Source organism: Micromonospora sp. NPDC048947, assembly GCF_040649495.1.
Lineage (GTDB): Bacteria > Actinomycetota > Actinomycetes > Mycobacteriales > Micromonosporaceae > Micromonospora > Micromonospora alfalfae.
In genome coordinates, this window is the sequence record NZ_JBEZFO010000002.1 from 273,227 (window position 1) to 293,455 (window position 20,229).

The window sequence follows — 20,229 nt, forward strand, 5'->3', positions numbered from 1 at the left end:
GGTCGTGCCTCGTGGACCGGTGGTGCGGATGGCGGTGGTCGGGCCGTACCCCGCTGGTGACGTGCCGCCACCCGACCACCACCCGGTTGCTTCCGGGAACCGCGCCCGCCGCCGCAGCTTGCCGGCTTGCAGCGGCGGGGTCCTTACCCCGGAGCAGGTCGCATTGTCGTCGGCCGGGCCCGCGCCGTGCCCGGCTTCCCCGCGGCGGTGGGGTCACCACTGCGAGGGACCGAACGGAGACGCTGAGTGATCCGTGCCATACGGACAGAGTGCATCAGGGACGTGCTTCATGCAAGTTGCACGTCGACTTTTGCCGATACGTGAGCGTGTCGCGCGAAAGGCCTATTGAAGCCATCCGCGTCCGGGCGGCAGACTGGGGGCCGGTTTCGCCCGTCGCGGCCGGCCGAGGACCGGCACCACCCCCTTCGTCGCGAACGCTCGCCGGTCGACGGTCGCGCCCCCGGCGGGTGTCACCCAGTGGCGCGTTACCGGAGGTAGCCCGAGTGGGGTCGAGCAGCCAGCGGCGGGGACCAGTGACTCACGGGTTGCGCGATGAGTGAGCGGCGCAGTCCCACCATCAGACGGCGACGGCTCGGGGCCGAGCTGCGTCGCCAGCGGGAGTCCGCCGGGATCACCATCGAGGTGGTCGCCGAACAGTTGGAGTGCTCGGCGTCGAAGGTCTCCCGGATCGAGACCGGGCACACCACCGCCACCCCGCGCGACGTGCGGGACATGCTGCGGATCTACGGCGTGGTCGGCGCCGAGAGCGACGAGCTCGTGCAGATCGCCCGGGAGGCCCGCCAGAAGGGCTGGTGGCACCCCTACAGCACGGTGCTTGTCGGCGCTTACGTCGGTCTGGAGGCGGCGGCCAGCTCGATCCGGGCGTACGAACAGCAGGTCGTTCCGGGTCTTCTGGAGACCGAGGAGTACGCCGGGGCCATGATCCGTGCGGCTCGGCCGGACTTCACCGCCGATCAGGTGCATCAAAGAGTGCGTGTCCGTTTGGGCCGTCAGTCGTTATTGACCCAGGACGATCCGGTCGATCTGTGGGTGGTGCTCGATGAGGCGGTGGTAAGTCGGCCGGTGGGCGGGGACGAGGTGATGCGCGGCCAACTCAAGCGGTTGGTTGAGGTGGCCGAGTTGCCGAACGTGACGCTGCAGATCCTGCCCTTCGAGGTGGGTGCGCATGCCGGCATGGACGGCACGTTCACGATCCTCAGCTTCCCTGAGCCCGGTGATCCGGATGTTGTGTACGCGGAGAACGCCACGGGTGGGCTCTTCCTCGAGAAGAGCGACGAACTACAGAAGTACAGCTTCATCTTCGATCACATCCGCGCTGCGGCCATACGTCCGGAGGAGTCCGTCGCACACATCGCAAAACTGGCAGAGGAGCCGTTGTGGAAATGGCGACCAAAGGGTTCCCCGTGGACCTGACGCAGGCAGCATGGTTCAAGAGCTCGAAGAGCGGGCCGAACTGTGACAACTGCGTGGAGGTGGCGTACGTGACGGGGGCGGTCGGAGTGCGGGACTCGAAGGACAAGGCGGGCCCCGCCCTGGTCTTCGCACCGGGTGACTGGCACTCCTTCGTCGCCGGCACCCGGGGTGGTGTGTTCGGCGCGGTCTGACCGACTGGTCAACACAGTCCCCGTCCGGTTCGCCGGACGGGGACTCTGTCGTCGCCGCGGTTGGCGCGGCCGACTGTCGCGGCGCGGCGGTGACCGGCGAGGTTCCGTCGGGATTCCCGTCGCCAGAGCGTCCCCGTCTCGTTGAACCGGTCGGTACGGCACTGGTCGACGACCAGCCGCACCGACCCGCAACCGAGCGAGTAGGCGAGACGGATGACGACGATCGGTTCAGACAACCTCACCACCGGTCCGGCGAAGCCGGAGCGGTTCGGTGGCAAGTACCGCGGCGCTCGTCGGGACACGGTTCTGACCGAGGTGGTCTCGACCGACCAGGAGTTGAGCGGGCGGGAGGGTGCCTCCGAGACGACGGATCCTCCGCTATCGCTGCCCTCACTGGACCCGAACCCGCTGATCGAGCCGTCGTTCCCGCCGACGGGCTGGCCGATGGAGCGGCCCGAGTCCCTGGCGGACCACCCGTTGCTGCGTGGTCTGCTGATGGAATTGCCGCCGAAGGGCACCGTGCCCTCGCAGGACTGGCTGGACCGCTGGTTCGAGGCGACCAGGTCGATCCTGGAACTGCTATACGTGCAGAGCGCCAGCCGCCCGCGTTGACCCTGCGACGGCGGGCTGGGCCCGCTCCGCGAAGCGGTTGTGCCGCAGTGCGTGCCGGACCCCGATGGCGATCACCGCGAGCGCACCTACTGTGATCGCCGGCCCGGTGACGCCGGGGTCGGCTCCGAGGTCGGTGCCGGCGGCGGCGATCAACGCCGGCACCGTGGCCAGGGCGGTGACCTGTAGTGGCAGCCCGACGAGCGGGTGGGCCGCTGCGGCGCGCAGCCCGTGTGGCGCGGGGGTGGCGGGGGCACTGGCGAACGCGCCCGCGCCGGCCCACAGCCGGCGGATCCGTCGTACCGAGCAGACGGTCGCCACGAGCGCCGGGCCGGCGGCCAGTGTGAGCCCGGCGGCGGCCCGGTCGACCGGCTCGGTGCCGGCGCTGAGCAGTCCGCCGCCGAGCACGGCCGCGGTGAGCGCAACGCCGCTGAGGGCCAGCACCAGCAACCATCCGGTACGCCGACGCAGCATGCGGGTGTTGCGCAGCCGGGGAAGGCCGTCGGCAACGACGCCGGCGGCCAGCCAGACGGCGGCAACCGGGAGCAGGATGGTGAGCTGACTCTCCATGTTCGAGAGTCTTTCCCGAATCCCGGTGAGGCGAATCCGGGCGCGTCCCCCGTTCGCCCCGGACGCCGGGCCCGTAGGGGGTCATCACTTGAAGGTTATGGCCGTTTCGACATGTTCAACTGCCCGACGGCTGACTTACCCTCAGCTAGATCGGCGAGTGTCGATTGATGTTGGGACCGGTGGTCACGTTCCACCGCCGGTCAGAGGGAGGTAGGAAATGGGTCTTCCACGAAGGTCCGTACTGATCGGGGTGGCTGCGGCGACAGTGCTGGCCGTCGGTACCCCGGCCCTGGCCGCCGAACCCGTGGGTGTGGTTCGGGCCGCCGGCGGAGCCACCGCCGTGCCGGACAGCTACATCGTCGTACTCAAGGACAGCGCGGTCGCCCGGGACCGGGTCGGCGACACCGCGAAGCGGCTCTCCGGCCGCCACGGCGGCACTGTGGCCCGCACCTACGGCGCGGCGCTGCGCGGCTTCGAGGTCACCGTGAACGCGAGCGCGGCGGCGCGAATCGCGGCCGACCCGGCTGTGGCGTACGTCGAGCAGAACCACACCGTCTCGATCTCCGGCACGCAGGCCAACCCGCCCTCCTGGGGCCTCGACCGGATCGACCAGCGCAACCTGCCGTTGGACAGCTCCTACACCTACCCGAACACGGCGAGCAACGTGCACGCCTACATCATCGACACCGGCATCCGGTTCTCCCACAACGACTTCGGCGGCCGGGCCACCTCCGGCTACGACGCCGTGGACGGCGGGTCGGCCGACGACTGCAACGGGCACGGCACGCACGTGGCCGGCACTGTCGGCGGATCCACGTACGGGGTGGCCAAGGGCGTCCAGCTCGTCGGCGTACGGGTGCTGAACTGCTCCGGCAGTGGCACCAACGCCGGTGTGATCGGCGGCGTCGACTGGGTCACCGCGAACGCGATCAAGCCGGCGGTGGCGAACATGAGCCTCGGCGGCGGCGCGAACAGCTCACTGGACAACGCCGTCCGCAACTCGATCGCCTCGGGTGTCACGTACGGCCTGGCGGCCGGCAACGACAACGGCGCGAACGCCTGCAACACCTCGCCGGCGCGTACCACCGAAGCCATCACCGTGGGCTCGACGACCAGCTCGGACGCCCGGTCGTCGTTCTCCAACGTCGGCACCTGCCTGGACATCTTCGCCCCCGGCTCGTCGATCACCTCGGCCTGGTACAACAGCAACACCGCCACCAACACGATCAGCGGCACCTCGATGGCCACCCCGCACGTGGTCGGAGCGGCGGCCCTGGTGGCCAGCGCCAACCCGAGCTGGACCCCGGCTCAGGTCCGCAACCAACTGGTGGCCAACGCCACGCCCAACGTGGTGAGCAACCCCGGCTCGGGCTCGCCGAACCTGCTGCTCTACGTGGGCACCGGCAGCACCCCGCCGCCGCCCACCGGCTGCACCGGCACCAACGGCACCGACGTGTCGATCCCGGACGCCGGCTCGGCGGTGACCAGCTCGATCACCATCTCCGGCTGCGGTCGTAACGCCTCCTCGACCTCCACAGTGGCGGTGAACATCGTGCACACCTACCGCGGTGATCTGGTCATCGACCTGCTCGCCCCGGACGGCAGCTCGTACCGGCTGAAGAACAGCAGCACCTCGGACAGCGCCGACAACGTGAACGCCACGTACACGGTCAACGTGTCAGGTGAGGCCGCCGACGGCATCTGGCGACTCCAGGTGCGGGACACCTACTCGGCCGACACCGGCTACATCAACACCTGGACCCTGACCGTCTGACCGGTCCCTGACGACCGAGGCCCCACCCGGCACGCCGGGTGGGGCCTCGCGTCGTACAGATCGGGCTCAGACCGAGAAGGTGGCCGGCCGCTCGGTGGCCGGGGCCGGCGGGCGGGCCTTCCACAGGCCGATCTTCTGCGCGGCGAGCCGGCTCAGGTAGGCCGGGTTGAGGATGACGTAGCGACGCCAGAGCCGCTTCGGCTCCAGACCGAGACGCCAGAACCACTCAAGACCGGCGCGCTGCATCCACGGCGGGGGCTGGCGCAGCAGCCCGGCGTGGTAGTCGAAGGCCGCGCCGACCGCCATCAGCGGCATGTCGAGCAGCGGCCGCATGGCGTACGCGAAGACCTCCTGGCGCGGGCAGCCGAGCCCGACCAGCACCAACCGGGCGCCACTGGACCGGATCCGGTCGGCGATCTCGGCGTCCTCACCGGGTTGGACGGCACGGAACTTGGACGGCTCCACCCCGGCGATCTTCAGCGCCGGGAACATCCGCTCCAGAGCCGGGATCAACCGGGCGAGGGTCTCCTCGGTCGAGCCGTACAGGTAGACCGGCAGCCCTTCGTCGGCGAAGCGCGACAGCACGTGCAGGGTCAGGGTCGGCCCGTACACCCTGTCGCTGAGCCCGGCGTGGTGCAGCAGGTTCAGCGCCCACCGCACCGGCTGCCCGTCCGGCGTGACCACGTCGAAGGAGTTGAGCCGCGCGTTGTGCGCACTGTCGAGCACCCCGGTCATCACACCGTGCACCGCCAACGCGGTCAGCGCGAGGGGACGCCGCTCGTGTGCCGCTGTCACCACCGCATCGGTCGCCGTGGCGTAGTCGGTGGCGTCGACGAGGACGCCGAGCACGTTGCGCTTCGTCCGGGCGCTCATGGCTGGGCCACCCACTTGTCCACGTTGGCCTCGTAGATCTCCCGCAGGATCATCGGCACGTCGTAAGTGATCTTCCAGTCCGGATACTGCGCCTCGAACCGGGCCATGCTGCTGACGTACCACTGGTGGTCGCCGGTGCGGTTCTGCTCGACGTAGTTGATCCGCGCCTCGCGGCCGGTGATCTCCTCAGCGATCCGGAACGCCTCGATGTGCGAGGTGTTGGAGTGCCGGCCGCCACCGAGGTTGTAGACCTCGGCGGATCGCGGGGCCCGGAAGAACGCCTCGAACGCGGTCAGCACGTCATGCGAGTGGATCGCGTCCCGGACCATCTTGCCCTTGTAACCGAAGAGGTTGTACGTCCGGCCCTCCATGACGCAGCGCATCAGATAGGCCAGGAACCCGTGCAGCTCGGCCGCCGAGTGCGCCGGGCCGGTCAGCGTGCCGCCCCGGAAGCAGGCGGTCTTCATGTCGAAGTAGCGCCCGTACTCCTGGACCATCACGTCCGCGGCGACCTTGGAGGCGCCGAAGACCGAGTGCAGCGAGTGGTCGATCGACATCTCTTCGGTGATGCCCTGGTACCAGCGGTGGTCCTCGGGCAGCTCGTACCGGGTCTCCAACTCGATGAGCGGCAGGCTGTTGGGCCGGTCGCCGTACACCTTGTTGGTCGAGCAGTGGATGAACGGCGCGTCGATGGCGTGCCGGCGGGTGTTCTCCAGCATGTTGAGCGTGCCGCCGGCGTTCACGTCGAAGTCCGTGTACGGCTCCTTGGCTGCCCAGTCATGGCTCGGCTGGGCGGCGCTGTGGATCACCACGGCAATGTCCTTGCCGTACTTCTTGAACACCTGCTCCAGGCCGTCCCGGTCCCGGATGTCCACCGCGAAGTGGGTATACGCGTTACCCAGATCACGGCCGAGCCGTTCCAGGCTCCACGAGGTGGAGCCGTCCTCGCCGAAGAAGTACCGGCGCATGTCGTTGTCGATGCCGACGACATCCAGACCGAGGCCGGCGAAATGCCGAACCGCTTCGGAGCCGATCAGACCACCCGACCCTGTCACCAACGCGACACTCACACGCCACTCCTGGTCCATTGGAGGCAGAATCCATCGGAGCATAGCGTGACGTCCAGCACGCCCCGATATGACGGAAGGGCCCCGCATGAAGCGGAGCCCTCGTCGGTGGTGGGGATGGGGGGAGTTGAACCCCCACGCCCTTTCGGGCACACGGACCTGAACCGTGCGCGTCTGCCATTCCGCCACATCCCCGTGGCACAACCCGGAACACTCTAGCCGCCCGGCCCCGCCGTCTCCAACGGGCCTCGGGAATACTACGCTGTCCCTGACGCTCGCCACGAGCGATTACCGTTCGTGGCGGACGAAAGATTAGCACGACAGTCCCGGCCCTTCCGAACGGGTCGAGACCAGCCGGCCGAGCGGCGTGTGAGCTGCGCGCGCGCCGGCCGGATACCATCATGTCCTCGGGACCCGAGGAGGAGCCGGTGAGCGTGCTGCAACGCTTCGAGAAGCGTCTGGAAGGCCTGGTCGAAGGGGCCTTCGCCAAGGTCTTCAAAGGGGTGGTCCACCCCGTGGAGATCCTCAACGCCATGCAGCGGGAGGCCGAGGCGCACAAGGCGATCCTGGCCGGTGGGCGCACGTTGGTGCCCAACCGCTACGTGATCGATCTCTCGCCGTTCGACCACACCCGGCTGGCGCCGTACGCCGCCGCGCTGGCCCAGGAGTTGGCCCAGTCGCAGGCGGAGTTCATCGGCGAGCAGGCGTGGACGGTCTACGGCGACGTGATCGTCGAGATCGAGCGAGGCGAGGGTCTGGACACGGGCATGTTCCGTGTCACGGCCGAGGTCTACACCGGCGGCGAGGTCGCCCCGGTGTCGGCGCCCGGCTACGACGCCGGCCCGCCCGCCTACCCCGCGTACGACCAGGGCGGTGGCTACGGCCCGCCGCCCGGGCACGGTGGCGGTCGCAACGTGCGGCTGGTCTCCGGCGACGGTCGCACCTACCCCCTCCAGATGGGGTCGACGGTGATCGGTCGCGGCGACCAGGCCAACCTGCGTCTGCCCGACGTCGGCATCTCCCGGCGACACGCCCGGCTGGATTTCGACGGTGGCCAGGTCGTGTTGACCGACCTCGGCTCGACCAACGGCACCATGGTGAACGGGCAGCGGGTCTCCGCCGTCGCGCTCAACCCCGGTGACATGGTCCAGCTCGGGACGACGACGCTGACCTTCCGCGTGGACGGCTGACCCGCCTTGCCGGAACTGGTCATCACCGTTGCCCGGTTCGGGTTCCTGATCCTGCTGTGGATCTTCGTGTTCACTGTGGTCGGCGTGATCCGCCGGGACCTCTTCGCGGGCGCCCGGTCGGGTCGTCTGGTGGCCGCGCCACGCGCGGTGGGCGCCTCGACGGGGCAGGCGGCCAAGCCAGCGAAGGTGAAGCGGGGCAGAGCGGCGCACCAGCTGGTGGTGACGGCCGGTCAGCTGGCCGGCACCAAAATCACTCTCGGTGAAGCGCAGATCACCATTGGTCGGGCTGAGGACTCCACCCTGGTCATCACCGACGACTACGCCTCCGCGCGACACGCCCGGCTCGTGCCGCGTGAGGGGCAGTGGTACGTCGAGGACCTTGGCTCGACTAACGGCACGTACCTCGATCGCGCTAAGGTCTCCGGACCAACCCCCGTCCCCCTCGGCGTGCCGATCCGGATCGGCCGCACTTCCCTCGAATTACGGCCATGACTCTGACCCTGCGCTATGCGGCCCACAGCGACCGCGGTCTGATCCGAGACGGCAATCAAGACTCCGTCTACGCCGGGCCGCGGTTACTCGCCGTTGCCGACGGCATGGGCGGTATGGCCGCCGGTGACGTCGCCAGCAACATCGTCATCGGTGCCATGGCGCCGCTCGACGAGGACGTCCCGGGGGACGCTCTCGTCGATGCGTTGCGTTCGGCAGTGGGCACCGCCAACCAACAACTCCGCGACACGGTGGACGCCAACCCACAGCTGGAGGGGATGGGCACCACGCTGACGGCGACCCTCTTCACCGGCAGCAAGCTGGGCATGGTCCACATTGGCGACTCGCGGGCCTACCTGCTGCGCAATGGCGAGTTCGCGCAGATCACCAAGGACGACACCTACGTCCAGATGCTGGTCGACGAAGGCCGCATCAGCGCCGAGGAGGCGAGCAGTCACCCGCAGCGGTCGCTGCTCACCCGTGCCCTCGACGGTCGGGACATCGACCCGGAATACTCGGTCCGCCAGGTCATGCCCGGCGACCGGTACCTGATCTGCAGCGACGGCCTGTCCGGTGTGGTCAGCGCCGAAACCATCGGCGAGACCCTGCGGGAGTACACCGACCCGCAGCAGTGCGTCGAGCGGCTGGTGCAGCTCGCGCTGCGCGGCGGTGGGCCGGACAACATCACGGTGATCATCGCCGACGCCACGGACCAGGACATCGTCGAGGCGACCCCGATCGTGGGCGGCGCCGCCGCCCGGGACCGGGGCATGGCGACCTCCGCCGACGACTCGACTCCGGCGGCCCGAGCCTCGGCGCTCTCCGCGCCGCGTCCGGCCGCCCCCGAGGAACCTGCGGCCTCCGACGATGACGCCGACCGGCCGAAGCGACGCCCGGTCCGGACCGCCGCCATGGCGCTGGCCCTGCTGGTGATCGTCGGCGGTGCGGCGTTCGGTGGTTGGACGTACACCCAGCGGCAGTACTACGTGGGAGCCACCGAAGAGGGCCAGGTTGCCGTCTTCCGCGGGGTCCAGGGTCAGATCGCCGGGATGGATCTGTCCAGCGTGCACCGCCGCAGCGGCACCCGCCTGGACGACCTCACTGTCGCCGCGCAGGACACCGTCAAGGTCGGCATCCGGGCCAAGAGTGAGCCGGACGCCGAGCGTCAGCTCGCCGAGCTGACCAGCGACACGCCGAGCAACCCCAACCTGAAGCCGCTCTGCCCGCTCGACCCGACCGCCGCCGGGGTCAACACGCCGACGCCGACGCCGACCCCGGTCGGGTCGACGCCGACCCCGAACGGCAGCCCGAGCGCCAACGCGTCGCCGACCCCCAACGGGGTTGTCAGCGCAAGCCCGACCGCCGGTGCCACCACCGCACTCGGCGGGGCTGGCGCGACCACCACACCCGACGTCACGCCCTCCGACTCGGCCACGCCGGCGCTCGACCCGGCCGGCTGCCGGTCTCCTGAGTGAGCGTCGGCTGAGATCCTGAGGACTCCACCCGTGACCGTAGCGGCCACACCGGCACCCTCGCCCGCCACCGCGGGCGAGCAATCCGGCGTACGCCTGGCGCGGTCGCGCCGCAACGCCGAGCTGTACCTGCTGTTGCTCGCGATGGCGCTGGTGGCCGCGTACGGGGCGACAGTCGAGGCGAACCTGCTGGACACGGTCACCTCGGACTTCTGGATGCCGGCCGCCGCGCTCGGCGCGGTCTTCCTCGGCCTGCACCTGGTCATCCGGTTCCTCGCCCCGTTCGCCGACCCGGCTCTGCTGCCGGCGGTGGCCCTGCTCAACGGGCTCGGGGTGGGCTTCCTGCGCCGGATCGACCTGGGCGACGCCCCGGTGGCCGAGCGGGAGAGCCTGGCGACCTTCGCGGGGCAGGGCGGGCGCCAGTTGGCCTGGACGCTCCTCTCGGTGATTCTTGCCGCCGCTCTGCTCGCCATCATGCGCGATCACCGTTCGGTCTCCCGGTACGCGTACACCCTGGGGTTGGCCGGCATCGTGCTGGTGATGCTCCCGGCGGTGCTGCCGGCGAGCATCTCCGAGAAGAACGGCGCCAGGCTGTGGATCGATGTCGGCCTGTTCTCCATCCAGCCGGGTGAGTTCGCCAAGCTGGCGCTGCTTGTCTTCTTCGCCTACTACCTGGTCCGCAAGCGCGAGGTGCTCTCGCTGGCGAGCCGGCGGTTCCTCGGCATCGACTTCCCGCGCGGGCGTGACCTCGGCCCGGTGGTCGGCGTCTGGCTGATCAGCCTGCTGGTCCTCGTCTTCGAGAAGGACCTGGGCACCTCGCTGCTCTACTTCGGCATGTTCGTGGTGACGCTCTACATCGCCACCGAACGGGTCAGCTGGCTGCTGATCGGCCTGGTCCTCTTCTTCGGCGGCGCGTACCTCGCCTACGTCCTCGGCTCGACTGTCGGCGGACCGTTCGCCAACTTCTACGTGCGGGCGGAAATCTGGCTCGACCCGTTCGCCGACCCGACCAACAAGGGCTACCAGCTCGTGCAGGGCCTGCTGGCCCTGGGCACGGGCGGCCTCTTTGGCGCCGGGCCGGGCGGCGGTCAGCCGGAGATCCTGCCCGAGGTGCAGAACGACTTCATCTTCGCCGGCATCGGTGAGGAGATCGGCCTCTTCGGCCTCTCCGCGCTGCTCGTCGTCTACCTGCTCATCGTGGAGCGCGGGCTGCGCGCCGCGCTCGCGGTACGGGACTCGTTCGGCAAGCTGCTCGCCGGCGGTCTCGCGTTCACCCTCGGTCTCCAGGTCTTCGTGATCGTCGGCGGGATCAGCAAGCTCATCCCGCTGACCGGTCAGACCACCCCGTTCCTGTCCGCCGGCGGGTCGTCGTTGATGGCCAACTGGCTGCTCATCGCGGTGCTGCTGCGGGTCTCCGACGGCGCCCGCCGACCGGTGACCGGAGGAGGCGGCGGCAAGGCGGCCCGTCCCAGCGGTGGCCCGCCCGAGCAGCTGCACGGTGCTCCCACGGAGGTGATCAAGCCGTGAACGCACCCCTGCGCCGCGTTGGCGTCGTCGTCATGGTCCTGTTCGGTCTGCTCTTCGCCAACCTCAACTGGATCCAGGCATACAAGGCGGATGAATACCGGACCAGCGACTACAACGGTCGGGTCCAGGTCGCCGAGTACGACCGTAAGCGCGGCAACATCGAGGCCGGCGGCACGGCGGTGGCCACGAGCAAGGAGACCACCGGCAACCTGAAGTTCCTGCGCACCTATCCCAGCGGCGCCAAGTACGCCCATGTGCTCGGCTACAAGCCGGTCAACCTGGCCGACCAGGGCATCGAGCAGGTGGAGAACGACTTCCTGGCCGGCACCAGCGACCAGCTGATCGGCGACCGGTTGAAGGACATGTTCACCGGCGACGACACCGGTGGCGGCAACGTGCTGCTCACGCTCTCCAAGCGGGCCCAGGACGTGGCGTACGACCAGCTGCGCAACAACGAGGTGGGCGCGAAGCGGGGCGCGGCGATCGCCGTCGACCCGCGTACCGGTGCCATCCAGGCGCTGGTCTCCATGCCGAGCTTCGATCCGAATCCGCTGGCCAGCCACGACACCAACGAGGCGGCGGCGGCGTACAACAAGCTGGAGAAGGACCCGGAAGGTCCGCTGAAGAACCGGGCGCTCTCCGAGACGCTGCCGCCGGGCTCCACCTTCAAGATCGTGGTTGCCGCGGCGGCACTGGAGAACGGCGTCACCAAGACCACCCAGATCCCGGCCGGTCCCAGCTACACCGCGCCCACCTCGGGTACCCCGATCCGCAACGCCGATCCGTCGATCTGCCCGACCCGGCAGGTCACCCTGCTGGAGGCGGTCACCAAGTCGTGCAACACCGGCTTCGCCCAGCTCGGCGTGCGGCTCGGCGCGGAGACTGTCAAGGAGAAGGCCCGGCAGTTCGGCTTCGAGCAGGAGGACCTGACCGTCGGCCAGCTCGGCGAGGGCGGCCTGCCCACGGCGGCCAGTCGGACCGGGACCATGCAGAACCAGGACGGCAGCACCGACCCGGCCGCGCTGGCCCAGTCCTCGATCGGGCAGAACAACGTTCGGATGACGCCCCTCGAAGGCGCCATGATCGCCGGCTCGATCGCCAACAACGGCAGCCAGATGCGGCCGTACCTGGTCCGGCAGCTGCTCGCTCCGGACCGGACCACCAGCTACTACACGGCGAAGGCGCGGGAGCTGCGCCAGCCCGTCGAGCCGCAGGTCGCCGCCGACCTGCGCGAGATGATGGTCAGCGTGGTCCAGAACGGCACCGGGCGGAAAGCCGCGATCAACGGCTACACGGTCGGTGGCAAGACAGGCACCGCCCAGTCCGCCCCGGACCGGCCCGACCACGGCTGGTTCATCGGCTTCGCCCTGGACAAGAACGGCAACCCGGTCTCCGCGGTCTGCGTGATGCTGGAGCAGGCTGGCCCCGGTGGCAGCGGCGAGGCCGCCCGCATCGCGGGGCAGATCATGCGGGCCGCCATCGCCGACCCAGGGGGTCGCTGACATGCTCAGCCCCGGTGTGCAGCTCGGCAACCGCTACCGTCTCGACGAGCGGATCGCCAGCGGCGGCATGGGCGACGTCTGGCGCGGCACCGACCAGGTGCTCGGCCGGACGGTAGCGGTCAAGAGCCTGCTCCCCGCCCTGCTCGACGATCCCGACTTCGGCGAGCGGTTCCGCGGCGAGGCCCGCACCATGGCCACCATCAACCACCCCGGCGTGGTGGACGTCTACGACTTCGGCAACGACCAGCAGATCGCCTTCCTGGTCATGGAGTACGTCGAGGGTGACGCCCTGTCGTCCACCTTGAGCCGGGTCGGCCGGCTCACCCCGGCGCGGACGATGGCTCTCGTCGCGCAGGCCGCCGACGCGCTGCACGCCGCCCACGAGAAGGGCATCGTGCACCGCGACGTGAAGCCGGGCAACCTGCTGGTCCGGCCGAACGGCACGCTGGTGCTGACCGACTTCGGCATCGCCCGCTCCGACATGGTCGGCCAGCTCACCGCCGCCGGTTCGGTGCTCGGCACCGCCTCGTACATCTCGCCGGAGCAGGCCACCGGCGGCGTGGCCACCCCGGCGTCCGACGTGTACGCCCTCGGCGTGGTCGCCTACCAGTGCCTGGCCGGTCGGCGGCCGTTCGAGGGCGACAACCCCCTCGACATCGCGATGCGGCACGTCCGGGAGACGCCACGGCCACTGCCCGCCGACATCCCCCCGCAGGTGCGCGCCCTTGTCGAACGGGCGTTGGCGAAGGATCCGGCCGCCCGCTGGCCGAGCGCCGCCGCACTCGCCGGGGTCGCCCGTCAGCTCAAGGCCGCGCTCTCCCAGCAGGCCCGGGCCGCCAGCAACTCCGGGCCGGTCTCCGCGGCGCCCGCCTCACCCGCCGCGCCCGGTCGGGCCCAGGTGCCGCAGGCACACCAGATGCGTCCGCCGACTGCCCGCCCACCGGTGGCCGGAGCGAGGCCGACAGCGATCGCACCCGCCCAACAGCCACGCCCCACCGCCGTCGCGCCGGCCGTTCAGCCGGCCCGACCGCAGGGCGCACCGAACGGCTACCCGCGCGGTGCGGCAGCGGTGCCGTCCGGGCCACCCCGGCAGGAACACCCGCCGGCGTACGTCCGGCAGGCCGGCCCGGCGACACCGTCACCGCAGCCCCAGCGGTCCCGGCCTGGAAGGGTGCTCCTCGCCATCCTGCTGGCCGTGCTGGTCCTGCTCTGCTCTGGCGTGATTTCCTACAACCTGCGGAAGCAGTCGCAGGCCGGTGTATCCGCCGGGCTGGCGCCGCGCACCGTGACGTCCGGCGCGCTACGACTCGACGGGCGCGACGATCCGACCCGGACGTCGTACCGTCGGGAGGTACGACTCCAGCCGGGCGACGGCGGGGCGACGACGAGCGAAGGACGACAGACGCGATGACAGCGCAGGCCCGCCTGCTCGGTGGCAGGTACCAGGTCGGCGAGCTGCTCGGCTATGGCGGCATGGCCGAGGTGCACCGTGGTCGCGATCTCCGGCTCGGTCGGGACGTCGCGATCAAGATGCTCCGCACCGACCTCGCCCGGGACGCGACGTTCCAGATGCGGTTCCGCCGGGAGGCGCAGAACGCCGCCTCGCTCAACCACCCAGCCATCGTGGCGGTCTACGACACCGGCGAGGAGACCGCGCCGACCGGTGAGACGCTGCCGTTCATCGTCATGGAGTTCGTCAACGGGCGGACCTTGAAGGAGGTCCTCGGCGCCGAGGGGCGCCTGCAACCGCGCCGTGCGCTGGAGATCTGCGCCGACATGTGCGCCGCACTGGAGTTCAGCCACCGGCACGGGATCATCCACCGGGACATCAAGCCCGGCAACGTGATGCTCACCCAGACCGGCCAGGTCAAGGTGATGGACTTCGGCATCGCTCGGGCGCTGGCCAGCGGCGCGACCACGATGACCCAGACCAGCGCGGTCATCGGCACGGCCCAGTATCTTTCACCGGAGCAGGCACGCGGCGAGGCCGTCGACGCCCGCTCCGACGTGTACGCGGCCGGCTGCGTGCTCTTCGAGCTGGTCTGCGGGCACCCGCCGTTCGTCGGGGACAGCCCGGTCAGCGTCGCGTACCAGCACGTACGGGAAACGCCGCCGACGCCGAGCGACATCAACCCGGACGTCACCCCGGCCGTCGACGCGATAGTGCTCAAGGCACTGTCGAAGAACCCGCTCAACCGCTATCAGAGCGCTGGCGAGATGCGGGCCGACCTGCTCCGCGCCGCCGCCGGCCGGCCCGTGCTGGCCACCCCTGTGCTGCGTGAGGCGGAGACGGTGGCGATGGCCCCGGCCGGCGGTGGGGGCGGCTATCCGCCTTCCGGCCGTGGGCCGCAGACCGGGCAGATCCCGGCCCGGGTGGGCGACCCCCGCCAGCGCAAGGCGTCCTCCTGGCTGATAGCGATGTTCAGCGCGGTCGGCGTACTGGCGGTGATCGCCCTGGTCGCCGCACTGCTCTGGAGCCAGCAGAAGGACAACGACCTGAAGTCGGTGCCCACCCTCACCGGCAAGACCCGGGACGTGGCGATCGCCGAGATCCAGAAAGCCGGTCTGTCCGCACAGGTGGGTGACCCGGTGCTGGCAAGTGACTGCACCGAGGGCACTGTCGTTCAGCAGAACCCGCTGCCGACCACCCAGGTGAAGCAGAACGGCACTGTCACCATTCAGATCTGTGGTGGGAAGCCCGAGGTGCGCGTTCCCGCCGGGCTCAAGGGCAGCAAGCGGGAGAGCGCCATCGCCCGGCTCACCGAGGCGAAGCTCAAGTACGAGGTCAAGACGGTGAACGACGAGGCGAGCGAGGACGAGGTTCTCAGCGTCGACCCGCCCGAGGGCGAGAGCGTTCCCGAGGGCACGAAGGTCACGCTCACTGTCTCGAAGGGCAACGTCCGCGAGGTGCCGGACGTCGTCGGGTTGAGCCAGGAGGAGGCCACCCGCGTCCTCCGGAACGACGGCTTCACTGTCGTCGTGCAGAACGGGCCGGAGGTTCCCGCCGACCAGGCGGGGAAGGTCACCGACCAGAGCCCGAACGGCAAGGAGAAGAAGCCCACCGGCACGAGAGTGACCATCAAGGTGAGCCAACCGGAACCGGAGACCGACCCGACGGGGACTCCGACGGGGACTCCGACGGGGACTCCGACGGGCACGCCGACCACTCCCGGCGGAGCGGGCGGCATCGGTCTGCCGTTCCCGCCCTCGCCAGGCCGGCCCCAGGACTAGGGCATCGGCATGACCGAGGCGGCGGCGTCCCCGGACGGCGCCGTACGGCGGTGGCCCCGACGCCTTCGCCGGCTGGCCGTCGCGGGCCTCATCGTGCTGGTGATCGCCAGTTCCCCGTGGCTGTGGACGACGCTCGCCGCACGCGGCCACGTGCACGCCGTCGCCGACGCGCCGGCCGCCGACGTGGTGATCGTCCTCGGCACCGAAGTGGCACCCGATCGGCAGCGGCCGGGGGATCGTCTCGCCGGCCGCCTGGACACCGCCGCCGAGCTGGTGACCAGCGGGCGGGCCACTGTCGTCCTCGTGTCGGGCGACGGCGGCGGGGCGTCAGGCGACGAACCGGCGGTGATGGCGAACTACCTCGCCGAGCGCGGCGTCGACAGGCGTCGGGTGGTGGCCGACCCGTTCGGCCTGGACACCTACGACAGCTGCGCGAGAGCACGCGAGGTGTACGGCGTCGAGCGGGCCCTGATCGTCACCCAGTCGTACCACCTGTCCCGGGCGGTGACGCTGTGCCGGCAACTCGGCCTCGACGTCGACGGGGTGACCGCCCACTGCGATGGTTGCGGCGCTGCCCTGCTCGCCGAGAAGTCGGCTCGGGACTACTTCGCCAGTGGCAAAGCGGCGTGGGATGCGGTGCGCGACCGACCGCCAGCGGTGCGTTCGCCTGCGAATTCCGCTGTCCAGGACGCGCTGCGTGGCTGACCCGACCGGCACCGGCTCCCGACGTCAGGGTGCCTGAGCCTTGACGGTCCGGCCCCCTCAGGTGGTGGCGAAGGCCGCCCGACGACGGGCGTCCACCTCGGCGGCCAGCGCGGGTGCCCGCTCCAACGCCTCGGGGTGACCGCAACTGGCCAGCCAGTTGGCCAGCATCAGGTGACCGCCCTCGGTGAGCACCGACTCCGGGTGGAACTGGACACCCTCGATGGGCAGCGTCCGGTGCCGCATCGCCATCACCACCCCGGAGCCGGTCCAGCCGGTGACCTCCAGCTCGTCGGGGAGCGTCTCGGGCAGCACGGCGAGCGAGTGGTACCGGGTGGCGGTGAACGGGTCGGGCAGACCGGCGAGTACGCCGACCGAGTGGTGTCGTACCTCGGAGGTCTTGCCGTGCAGCAGCTCGGGGGCGCGCGTCACTGTCGCCCCGAAGGCCTCGCCGATCGCCTGGTGACCGAGGCAGACGCCGAAGATCGGCAGCTGGCCCGCGTACTCCCGGATGACGTCCAGGCAGATGCCGGCCCGATCCGGGCTGCCCGGACCGGGCGACAGCAGGATGCCGTCCGCGCCAACAGTGCCCACCTCGGCGACGTCGATCTCGTCGTTGCGACGGACCTCGCAGTCCACGCCGAGCTGGCCCAGATACTGCACCAGGTTGAAGACGAAGGAGTCGTAGTTGTCGATCACCAGGACGCGCATGGTCACCTGCTCGGGGAGGGGGGCGCGGGGTTGTTCTGGTCGGTGTCGTACGGCAGTTCGTGATCGTCGCCGGCCGGGGTCTCCCCGGTCACCGGGTCGCCGCCGCCACCCGTCTCGGCGGGTACGCCGGACTCGACCTGCACGTCGTCGAAGGGCAGCAGAGGCTCGGCCCAGGGGAAGGCGACGTACCACAGCAGGGCCACCGTGGCGGCCACCAGGAGCACCGAGCCGGTCAGCTTTCCGACCACGCCGAACGGCAGCTTGCGCCAGATGAACGCGTACACCGGATCAGCCTCCCAGCTCCGCCGGGCGGCCCGCGGACTTGGGTTGGGTGCGGTCCAGTTCGGCGTGGATGATCAGGCGCTGGTAGTTGTCGAACTTCGGGTTGCACGTGGTGAGGGTGAGCATCCGCTTGGTTGCCTTCTTGTTCGGCTCGCCGGGCACCGGCGCCACCACCTCGACCTGGGTCGGCCGGACGATCCGGGACTGCGACACCCGGTAGACGTACCAGTCGGTCTTGCTCTCGACCACGATCGGGTCGCCCTCATTCAGCTCGTCGAGCCGCCAGAAGGTGGCCCGGTTGCGGTGGCCGGCGACGGAGAAGTTGCCCACCTGGCCGGGGAGCGCACTGGTCGGGTAGTGGCCGGGGGCGAAGCGGATGTCCTGCTGGGTGACGCCCTCGACGACTACCCAGTTCTTGTCGAGCTTGGGGATGTAGAGGCCCGCGAGAGGCTTTCCGCGTACCGGTGGGGAGGGTTTGACGCTCGGGCCCACCGACGGGGCGACAGTCGGGTCGTCGGTGGGAGCCCAGGCCTGTGCCAACTCGTTGTTGAGGTCGTTCTGGTGGGCGTCGACGATCGCCGACTTGCCCCAGACCTCGTAGCCGGCGAAGAGCAGGACCACCAGGCCGAAGGTGATCAGGATTTCGCCGGTGACGCGGACCCCGGTGCGCAGTCGCGAGCCGAACGATGGACGGGTCAGCTCGGAGTAGACGCTCTTGTAGCCCTCGCCGGTCTGGTGCGGCCGGAGTTGCACCACCCGCTCGCCGCGTCGGGGTTGGGGAGGTTCGGCGGAGTTGGCGCCGGCCGGTTCATCCGGGACGGCGGTGCGGGGGACGGCACCCATCAACGCGGTCGAGTCCATGGTCGGCGGCCTGCTGGCAGGAGTGGCGGGCACGGCCGGAATCAACGCGGTGGCGGCCGGATCGTCGCCGCGATCCCCGCCAGCGCTCGGCGGGACCCGGCTCGGCCCGGTCGGCGGGACCCGATTCGGCCCGGTCGGCGGGAAGCCTTCCGGTCCGGCCGCTGCGACGCGGTCGGGGGCGGCCGGGGAGACCGGTGCGGCCGGGGAGCCGGTGGGTCGGCCGGGCCGAGCGGTGACCTGCGGAATGTACGCGGTCGGCGAGTCGGCCAGCGGCGGCGTCGAGGGCCCGGAGGAGACAGGCCGGCTCGGTGTGCCGGAGGCCGCCGGCCGGGGCGGCATCGGCATCCCGCCGGGCGTGGCCGGGCGGGTCGGTGCGGCACCTGGCGGGTTGCCGGTGGTCGGCGGTCGGGTCGGTGCGGCACCCGGCGCGGTCGGTCGGGTGGACGAGGCGCTGGGTGCGGGGGGTCGGGTCGGGGCGTTGCCGGGGGCAGCGGGTCGAACCGGGCCCTGGTTGCCGGCGGGTGGTCGGTCGGGGGTGGTCGCGGGGGGAACCGCAGGACCGCCGTGTGAGCCCGGCCGGGCGGCTGCGCTGCCCGGCCAGGGCGGCGGCGCTTCGGCACCTGGGCGGCCCGGGGTCCCGTTCGGCTCGGGTCGGGTCGCGCTCGGCGGCTGCTGCTGGGCTCGCGGCGGCTGCTGGGTTGGCGGTTGCTGCTCGGCTCGTGGCGGTTGCAGCACCGGCTCGGGCCAGTTGCTGGCCGGGGTCGGTCGGCCCGGTGCCGGCTCGGGCCTGTCGAACTTGGGCAGAAAGGCGGTCGGCTCGTCGGTCTGGTCCCGGTGTCGCCCGTCGCGTTGCTCGTCCGGCCCGCTCACTTGGGCACCGTAGCCGAGCGCAGGGTGGTGGAGTCCTCAAATGCGGGAACTCGCACCGTGGAGGCTGTCTCGTTGTAGCCAAGCTGGTAGTCGTCGACCGCGTCCTTGAACAACCGGACTCCCTGGGAGCTGGCGAGGGCCTGCTGGAGGGCAGCGGGATCGCCGATCGCTACGATCTTGAACGGTGGGGAGTACACCCGGCCGTGCAGTAGCAGGGTGTTACCGACGCAGCGTACCGCGCTGGTGGTGAGCACGCGGACATTCATGATTGACATGGCCTCCGCTCCGCCGGCCCAGAGCGCGTTGACCACCGCCTGCACGTCCCCCTGATGCACCACCAGGTCGTCGTTGCTGGCGTCCGACTGCGTCTGGTCGAGCTGGGGCGCGTCGTTCAGCTCGACGGTGACCCCGGGCCCGCTGAGGGCGGTGAACCCGGCGTTCTGGAGGCTGCCCTGGGCGCGATTCTGCTGAGCCTTGATCGGCGCGTCCGAGCCGGCCAGCGTGTTGGTCCGTTGTTCGACCTCGCCACGCAGTGTGGCGGCGCGGCGCTCGCTGGCGGCGACCTGTTCGCGGCGGTCCTCGATGAGCTGGTTGAGCTGGGGTCGCCGGTCCTCCCGGAGAGCGGTGCCGCCTGCGGTGGTCGCGGTGGTGGTGAAGAGCAACCCGGCCGCCGCGGCGATCAGTGGCACCCCGATCGACCAGCCCGGACGGCGTTGGCGCGGTCGCCGGGGCAGCAGCCCGGCGGCGGCCCGTCGGAGGACCTTCTGCCAGGAGGTTGCGCCGGATGTGTACTCCACCGAGCGTTCCTTCCGCGTGTCGGGGATCGGTCCGTGCCGGCTGGGCCGGTGATGCGAACAGTCCCGCCTCTTTCGGT

General features: G+C 70.5%; 19 protein-coding genes and 1 tRNA gene. 12 read left to right on the forward strand and 8 right to left on the reverse strand.

The features are described 5' to 3' along the window. Nucleotides 1–552 precede the first annotated feature (552 nt). From AB0B98_RS04625 to AB0B98_RS04635, 3 genes are all read left to right on the forward strand, one after another. Nucleotides 553–1,434, forward strand: a complete 882-nt coding sequence (locus AB0B98_RS04625) for a helix-turn-helix transcriptional regulator (protein WP_091396372.1) — start codon at nt 553–555, stop codon at nt 1,432–1,434. Next, a complete protein-coding gene (locus tag AB0B98_RS04630; RefSeq protein ID WP_091396369.1) occupies nt 1,404–1,625 on the forward strand; it encodes a DUF397 domain-containing protein in 222 nt (73 codons plus the stop codon). Before AB0B98_RS04625 ends, AB0B98_RS04630 begins: the two co-directional genes overlap by 31 nt. 213 nt (nt 1,626–1,838) lie before the next feature. Beyond that, nucleotides 1,839–2,237, forward strand: a complete 399-nt coding sequence (locus AB0B98_RS04635; RefSeq protein ID WP_238669700.1) for a hypothetical protein — start codon at nt 1,839–1,841, stop codon at nt 2,235–2,237. Here the strand turns inward: AB0B98_RS04635 and AB0B98_RS04640 are convergent. After that, nucleotides 2,205–2,804: a hypothetical protein gene (locus AB0B98_RS04640; RefSeq protein ID WP_357360900.1), complete on the reverse strand. Its 600-nt coding sequence runs from the start codon at nt 2,802–2,804 to the stop codon at nt 2,205–2,207. The two genes, AB0B98_RS04635 and AB0B98_RS04640, sit on opposite strands and share 33 nt — an antisense overlap. Before the next feature lie 217 nt (nt 2,805–3,021). Between AB0B98_RS04640 and AB0B98_RS04645 the strand changes: the two genes are divergently transcribed. Then, nucleotides 3,022–4,578: a S8 family serine peptidase gene (locus AB0B98_RS04645; RefSeq protein ID WP_238669702.1), complete on the forward strand. Its 1,557-nt coding sequence runs from the start codon at nt 3,022–3,024 to the stop codon at nt 4,576–4,578. 66 nt (nt 4,579–4,644) lie between these two features. On the opposite strand, the gene AB0B98_RS04650 is transcribed toward AB0B98_RS04645, so the two are convergent. The 3 genes from AB0B98_RS04650 to AB0B98_RS04660 all read right to left on the reverse strand — a co-directional run bounded on the left by AB0B98_RS04650 (nt 4,645) and on the right by AB0B98_RS04660 (nt 6,713). Beyond that, nucleotides 4,645–5,451, reverse strand: a complete 807-nt coding sequence (locus AB0B98_RS04650; protein ID WP_357360903.1) for a WecB/TagA/CpsF family glycosyltransferase — start codon at nt 5,449–5,451, stop codon at nt 4,645–4,647. Then, nucleotides 5,448–6,563: an NAD-dependent epimerase/dehydratase family protein gene (locus AB0B98_RS04655; RefSeq protein ID WP_238669704.1), complete on the reverse strand. Its 1,116-nt coding sequence runs from the start codon at nt 6,561–6,563 to the stop codon at nt 5,448–5,450. Before AB0B98_RS04655 ends, AB0B98_RS04650 begins: the two co-directional genes overlap by 4 nt. A 64-nt stretch (nt 6,564–6,627) precedes the next feature. Next, nucleotides 6,628–6,713 (reverse strand) — tRNA-Leu (locus tag AB0B98_RS04660). Between the two features lie 206 nt (nt 6,714–6,919). On the opposite strand from AB0B98_RS04660, the gene AB0B98_RS04665 reads away from it, so the two are divergent. From AB0B98_RS04665 to AB0B98_RS04700, 8 genes are read left to right on the forward strand one after another with little or no spacing between them, the layout of a single operon-like run. Further along, nucleotides 6,920–7,708 carry a DUF3662 and FHA domain-containing protein gene (locus AB0B98_RS04665; protein WP_238669705.1) on the forward strand — a complete coding sequence of 263 codons (789 nt, stop codon included), beginning with the start codon at nt 6,920–6,922 and terminating at the stop codon, nt 7,706–7,708. A 6-nt stretch (nt 7,709–7,714) separates the two neighbouring features. After that, on the forward strand, nt 7,715–8,200 hold the full coding sequence (locus AB0B98_RS04670; protein WP_030487599.1) for an FHA domain-containing protein: 486 nt from the start codon (nt 7,715–7,717) through the stop codon (nt 8,198–8,200). Continuing rightward, nucleotides 8,197–9,672, forward strand: a complete 1,476-nt coding sequence (locus AB0B98_RS04675; protein WP_112583979.1) for a PP2C family serine/threonine-protein phosphatase — start codon at nt 8,197–8,199, stop codon at nt 9,670–9,672. Before AB0B98_RS04670 ends, AB0B98_RS04675 begins: the two co-directional genes overlap by 4 nt. A gap of 30 nt (nt 9,673–9,702) precedes the next feature. Beyond that, on the forward strand, nt 9,703–11,196 hold the full coding sequence (locus AB0B98_RS04680) for an FtsW/RodA/SpoVE family cell cycle protein (RefSeq protein ID WP_357360906.1): 1,494 nt from the start codon (nt 9,703–9,705) through the stop codon (nt 11,194–11,196). After that, nucleotides 11,193–12,698, forward strand: coding sequence for a penicillin-binding protein 2 (locus tag AB0B98_RS04685; protein ID WP_357360908.1), 1,506 nt, complete (start codon nt 11,193–11,195; stop codon nt 12,696–12,698). Before AB0B98_RS04680 ends, AB0B98_RS04685 begins: the two co-directional genes overlap by 4 nt. Nucleotide 12,699: 1 nt before the next feature. Continuing rightward, nucleotides 12,700–14,109 (forward strand): protein kinase, encoded by a 1,410-nt coding sequence (locus AB0B98_RS04690; RefSeq protein WP_357360910.1) that lies wholly within the window; start codon nt 12,700–12,702, stop codon nt 14,107–14,109. Beyond that, the gene (pknB, locus tag AB0B98_RS04695; protein WP_357360912.1) at nt 14,106–15,929 is read left to right on the forward strand and encodes a Stk1 family PASTA domain-containing Ser/Thr kinase; all 1,824 of its coding nucleotides are present in this window, start codon (nt 14,106–14,108) and stop codon (nt 15,927–15,929) included. The genes AB0B98_RS04690 and pknB overlap by 4 nt, the downstream gene beginning before the upstream one ends. A 9-nt stretch (nt 15,930–15,938) precedes the next feature. Beyond that, nucleotides 15,939–16,634 carry a YdcF family protein gene (locus AB0B98_RS04700; protein WP_357360914.1) on the forward strand — a complete coding sequence of 232 codons (696 nt, stop codon included), beginning with the start codon at nt 15,939–15,941 and terminating at the stop codon, nt 16,632–16,634. 57 nt (nt 16,635–16,691) lie between these two features. On the opposite strand, the gene AB0B98_RS04705 is transcribed toward AB0B98_RS04700, so the two are convergent. Genes AB0B98_RS04705 through AB0B98_RS04720 form a run of 4 tightly spaced genes read right to left on the reverse strand, consistent with a single transcriptional unit; the run spans nt 16,692 to nt 20,152 of the window. Next, nucleotides 16,692–17,342 (reverse strand): aminodeoxychorismate/anthranilate synthase component II, encoded by a 651-nt coding sequence (locus AB0B98_RS04705; protein WP_355417509.1) that lies wholly within the window; start codon nt 17,340–17,342, stop codon nt 16,692–16,694. 2 nt (nt 17,343–17,344) lie between these two features. Continuing rightward, entirely contained in the window at nt 17,345–17,626 is a 282-nt protein-coding gene (locus AB0B98_RS04710) for a hypothetical protein (RefSeq protein ID WP_238669712.1), read from the reverse strand. A gap of 4 nt (nt 17,627–17,630) precedes the next feature. Next, the gene (locus AB0B98_RS04715; RefSeq protein WP_357360916.1) at nt 17,631–19,355 is read right to left on the reverse strand and encodes a class E sortase; all 1,725 of its coding nucleotides are present in this window, start codon (nt 19,353–19,355) and stop codon (nt 17,631–17,633) included. Then, the gene (locus tag AB0B98_RS04720; protein ID WP_357360918.1) at nt 19,352–20,152 is read right to left on the reverse strand and encodes a DUF881 domain-containing protein; all 801 of its coding nucleotides are present in this window, start codon (nt 20,150–20,152) and stop codon (nt 19,352–19,354) included. The genes AB0B98_RS04715 and AB0B98_RS04720 overlap by 4 nt, the downstream gene beginning before the upstream one ends. Nucleotides 20,153–20,229 lie beyond the last annotated feature (77 nt).

Coding starts and splice junctions, on each gene's coding strand:
- AB0B98_RS04630 (WP_091396369.1), top strand. CDS start 1,404: ATGGCGACCAAAGGGTTCCCCGTGGACCTGACGCAGGCAGCATGGTTC.
- AB0B98_RS04700 (WP_357360914.1), top strand. CDS start 15,939: ATGACCGAGGCGGCGGCGTCCCCGGACGGCGCCGTACGGCGGTGGCCC.
- AB0B98_RS04665 (WP_238669705.1), top strand. CDS start 6,920: ATGTCCTCGGGACCCGAGGAGGAGCCGGTGAGCGTGCTGCAACGCTTC.
- AB0B98_RS04640 (WP_357360900.1), bottom strand. CDS start 2,804: ATGGAGAGTCAGCTCACCATCCTGCTCCCGGTTGCCGCCGTCTGGCTG.
- AB0B98_RS04650 (WP_357360903.1), bottom strand. CDS start 5,451: ATGAGCGCCCGGACGAAGCGCAACGTGCTCGGCGTCCTCGTCGACGCC.
- AB0B98_RS04625 (WP_091396372.1), top strand. CDS start 553: ATGAGTGAGCGGCGCAGTCCCACCATCAGACGGCGACGGCTCGGGGCC.
- AB0B98_RS04655 (WP_238669704.1), bottom strand. CDS start 6,563: ATGCTCCGATGGATTCTGCCTCCAATGGACCAGGAGTGGCGTGTGAGT.
- AB0B98_RS04635 (WP_238669700.1), top strand. CDS start 1,839: ATGACGACGATCGGTTCAGACAACCTCACCACCGGTCCGGCGAAGCCG.
- AB0B98_RS04690 (WP_357360910.1), top strand. CDS start 12,700: ATGCTCAGCCCCGGTGTGCAGCTCGGCAACCGCTACCGTCTCGACGAG.
- AB0B98_RS04705 (WP_355417509.1), bottom strand. CDS start 17,342: ATGCGCGTCCTGGTGATCGACAACTACGACTCCTTCGTCTTCAACCTG.
- AB0B98_RS04645 (WP_238669702.1), top strand. CDS start 3,022: ATGGGTCTTCCACGAAGGTCCGTACTGATCGGGGTGGCTGCGGCGACA.
- AB0B98_RS04675 (WP_112583979.1), top strand. CDS start 8,197: ATGACTCTGACCCTGCGCTATGCGGCCCACAGCGACCGCGGTCTGATC.
- pknB (WP_357360912.1), top strand. CDS start 14,106: ATGACAGCGCAGGCCCGCCTGCTCGGTGGCAGGTACCAGGTCGGCGAG.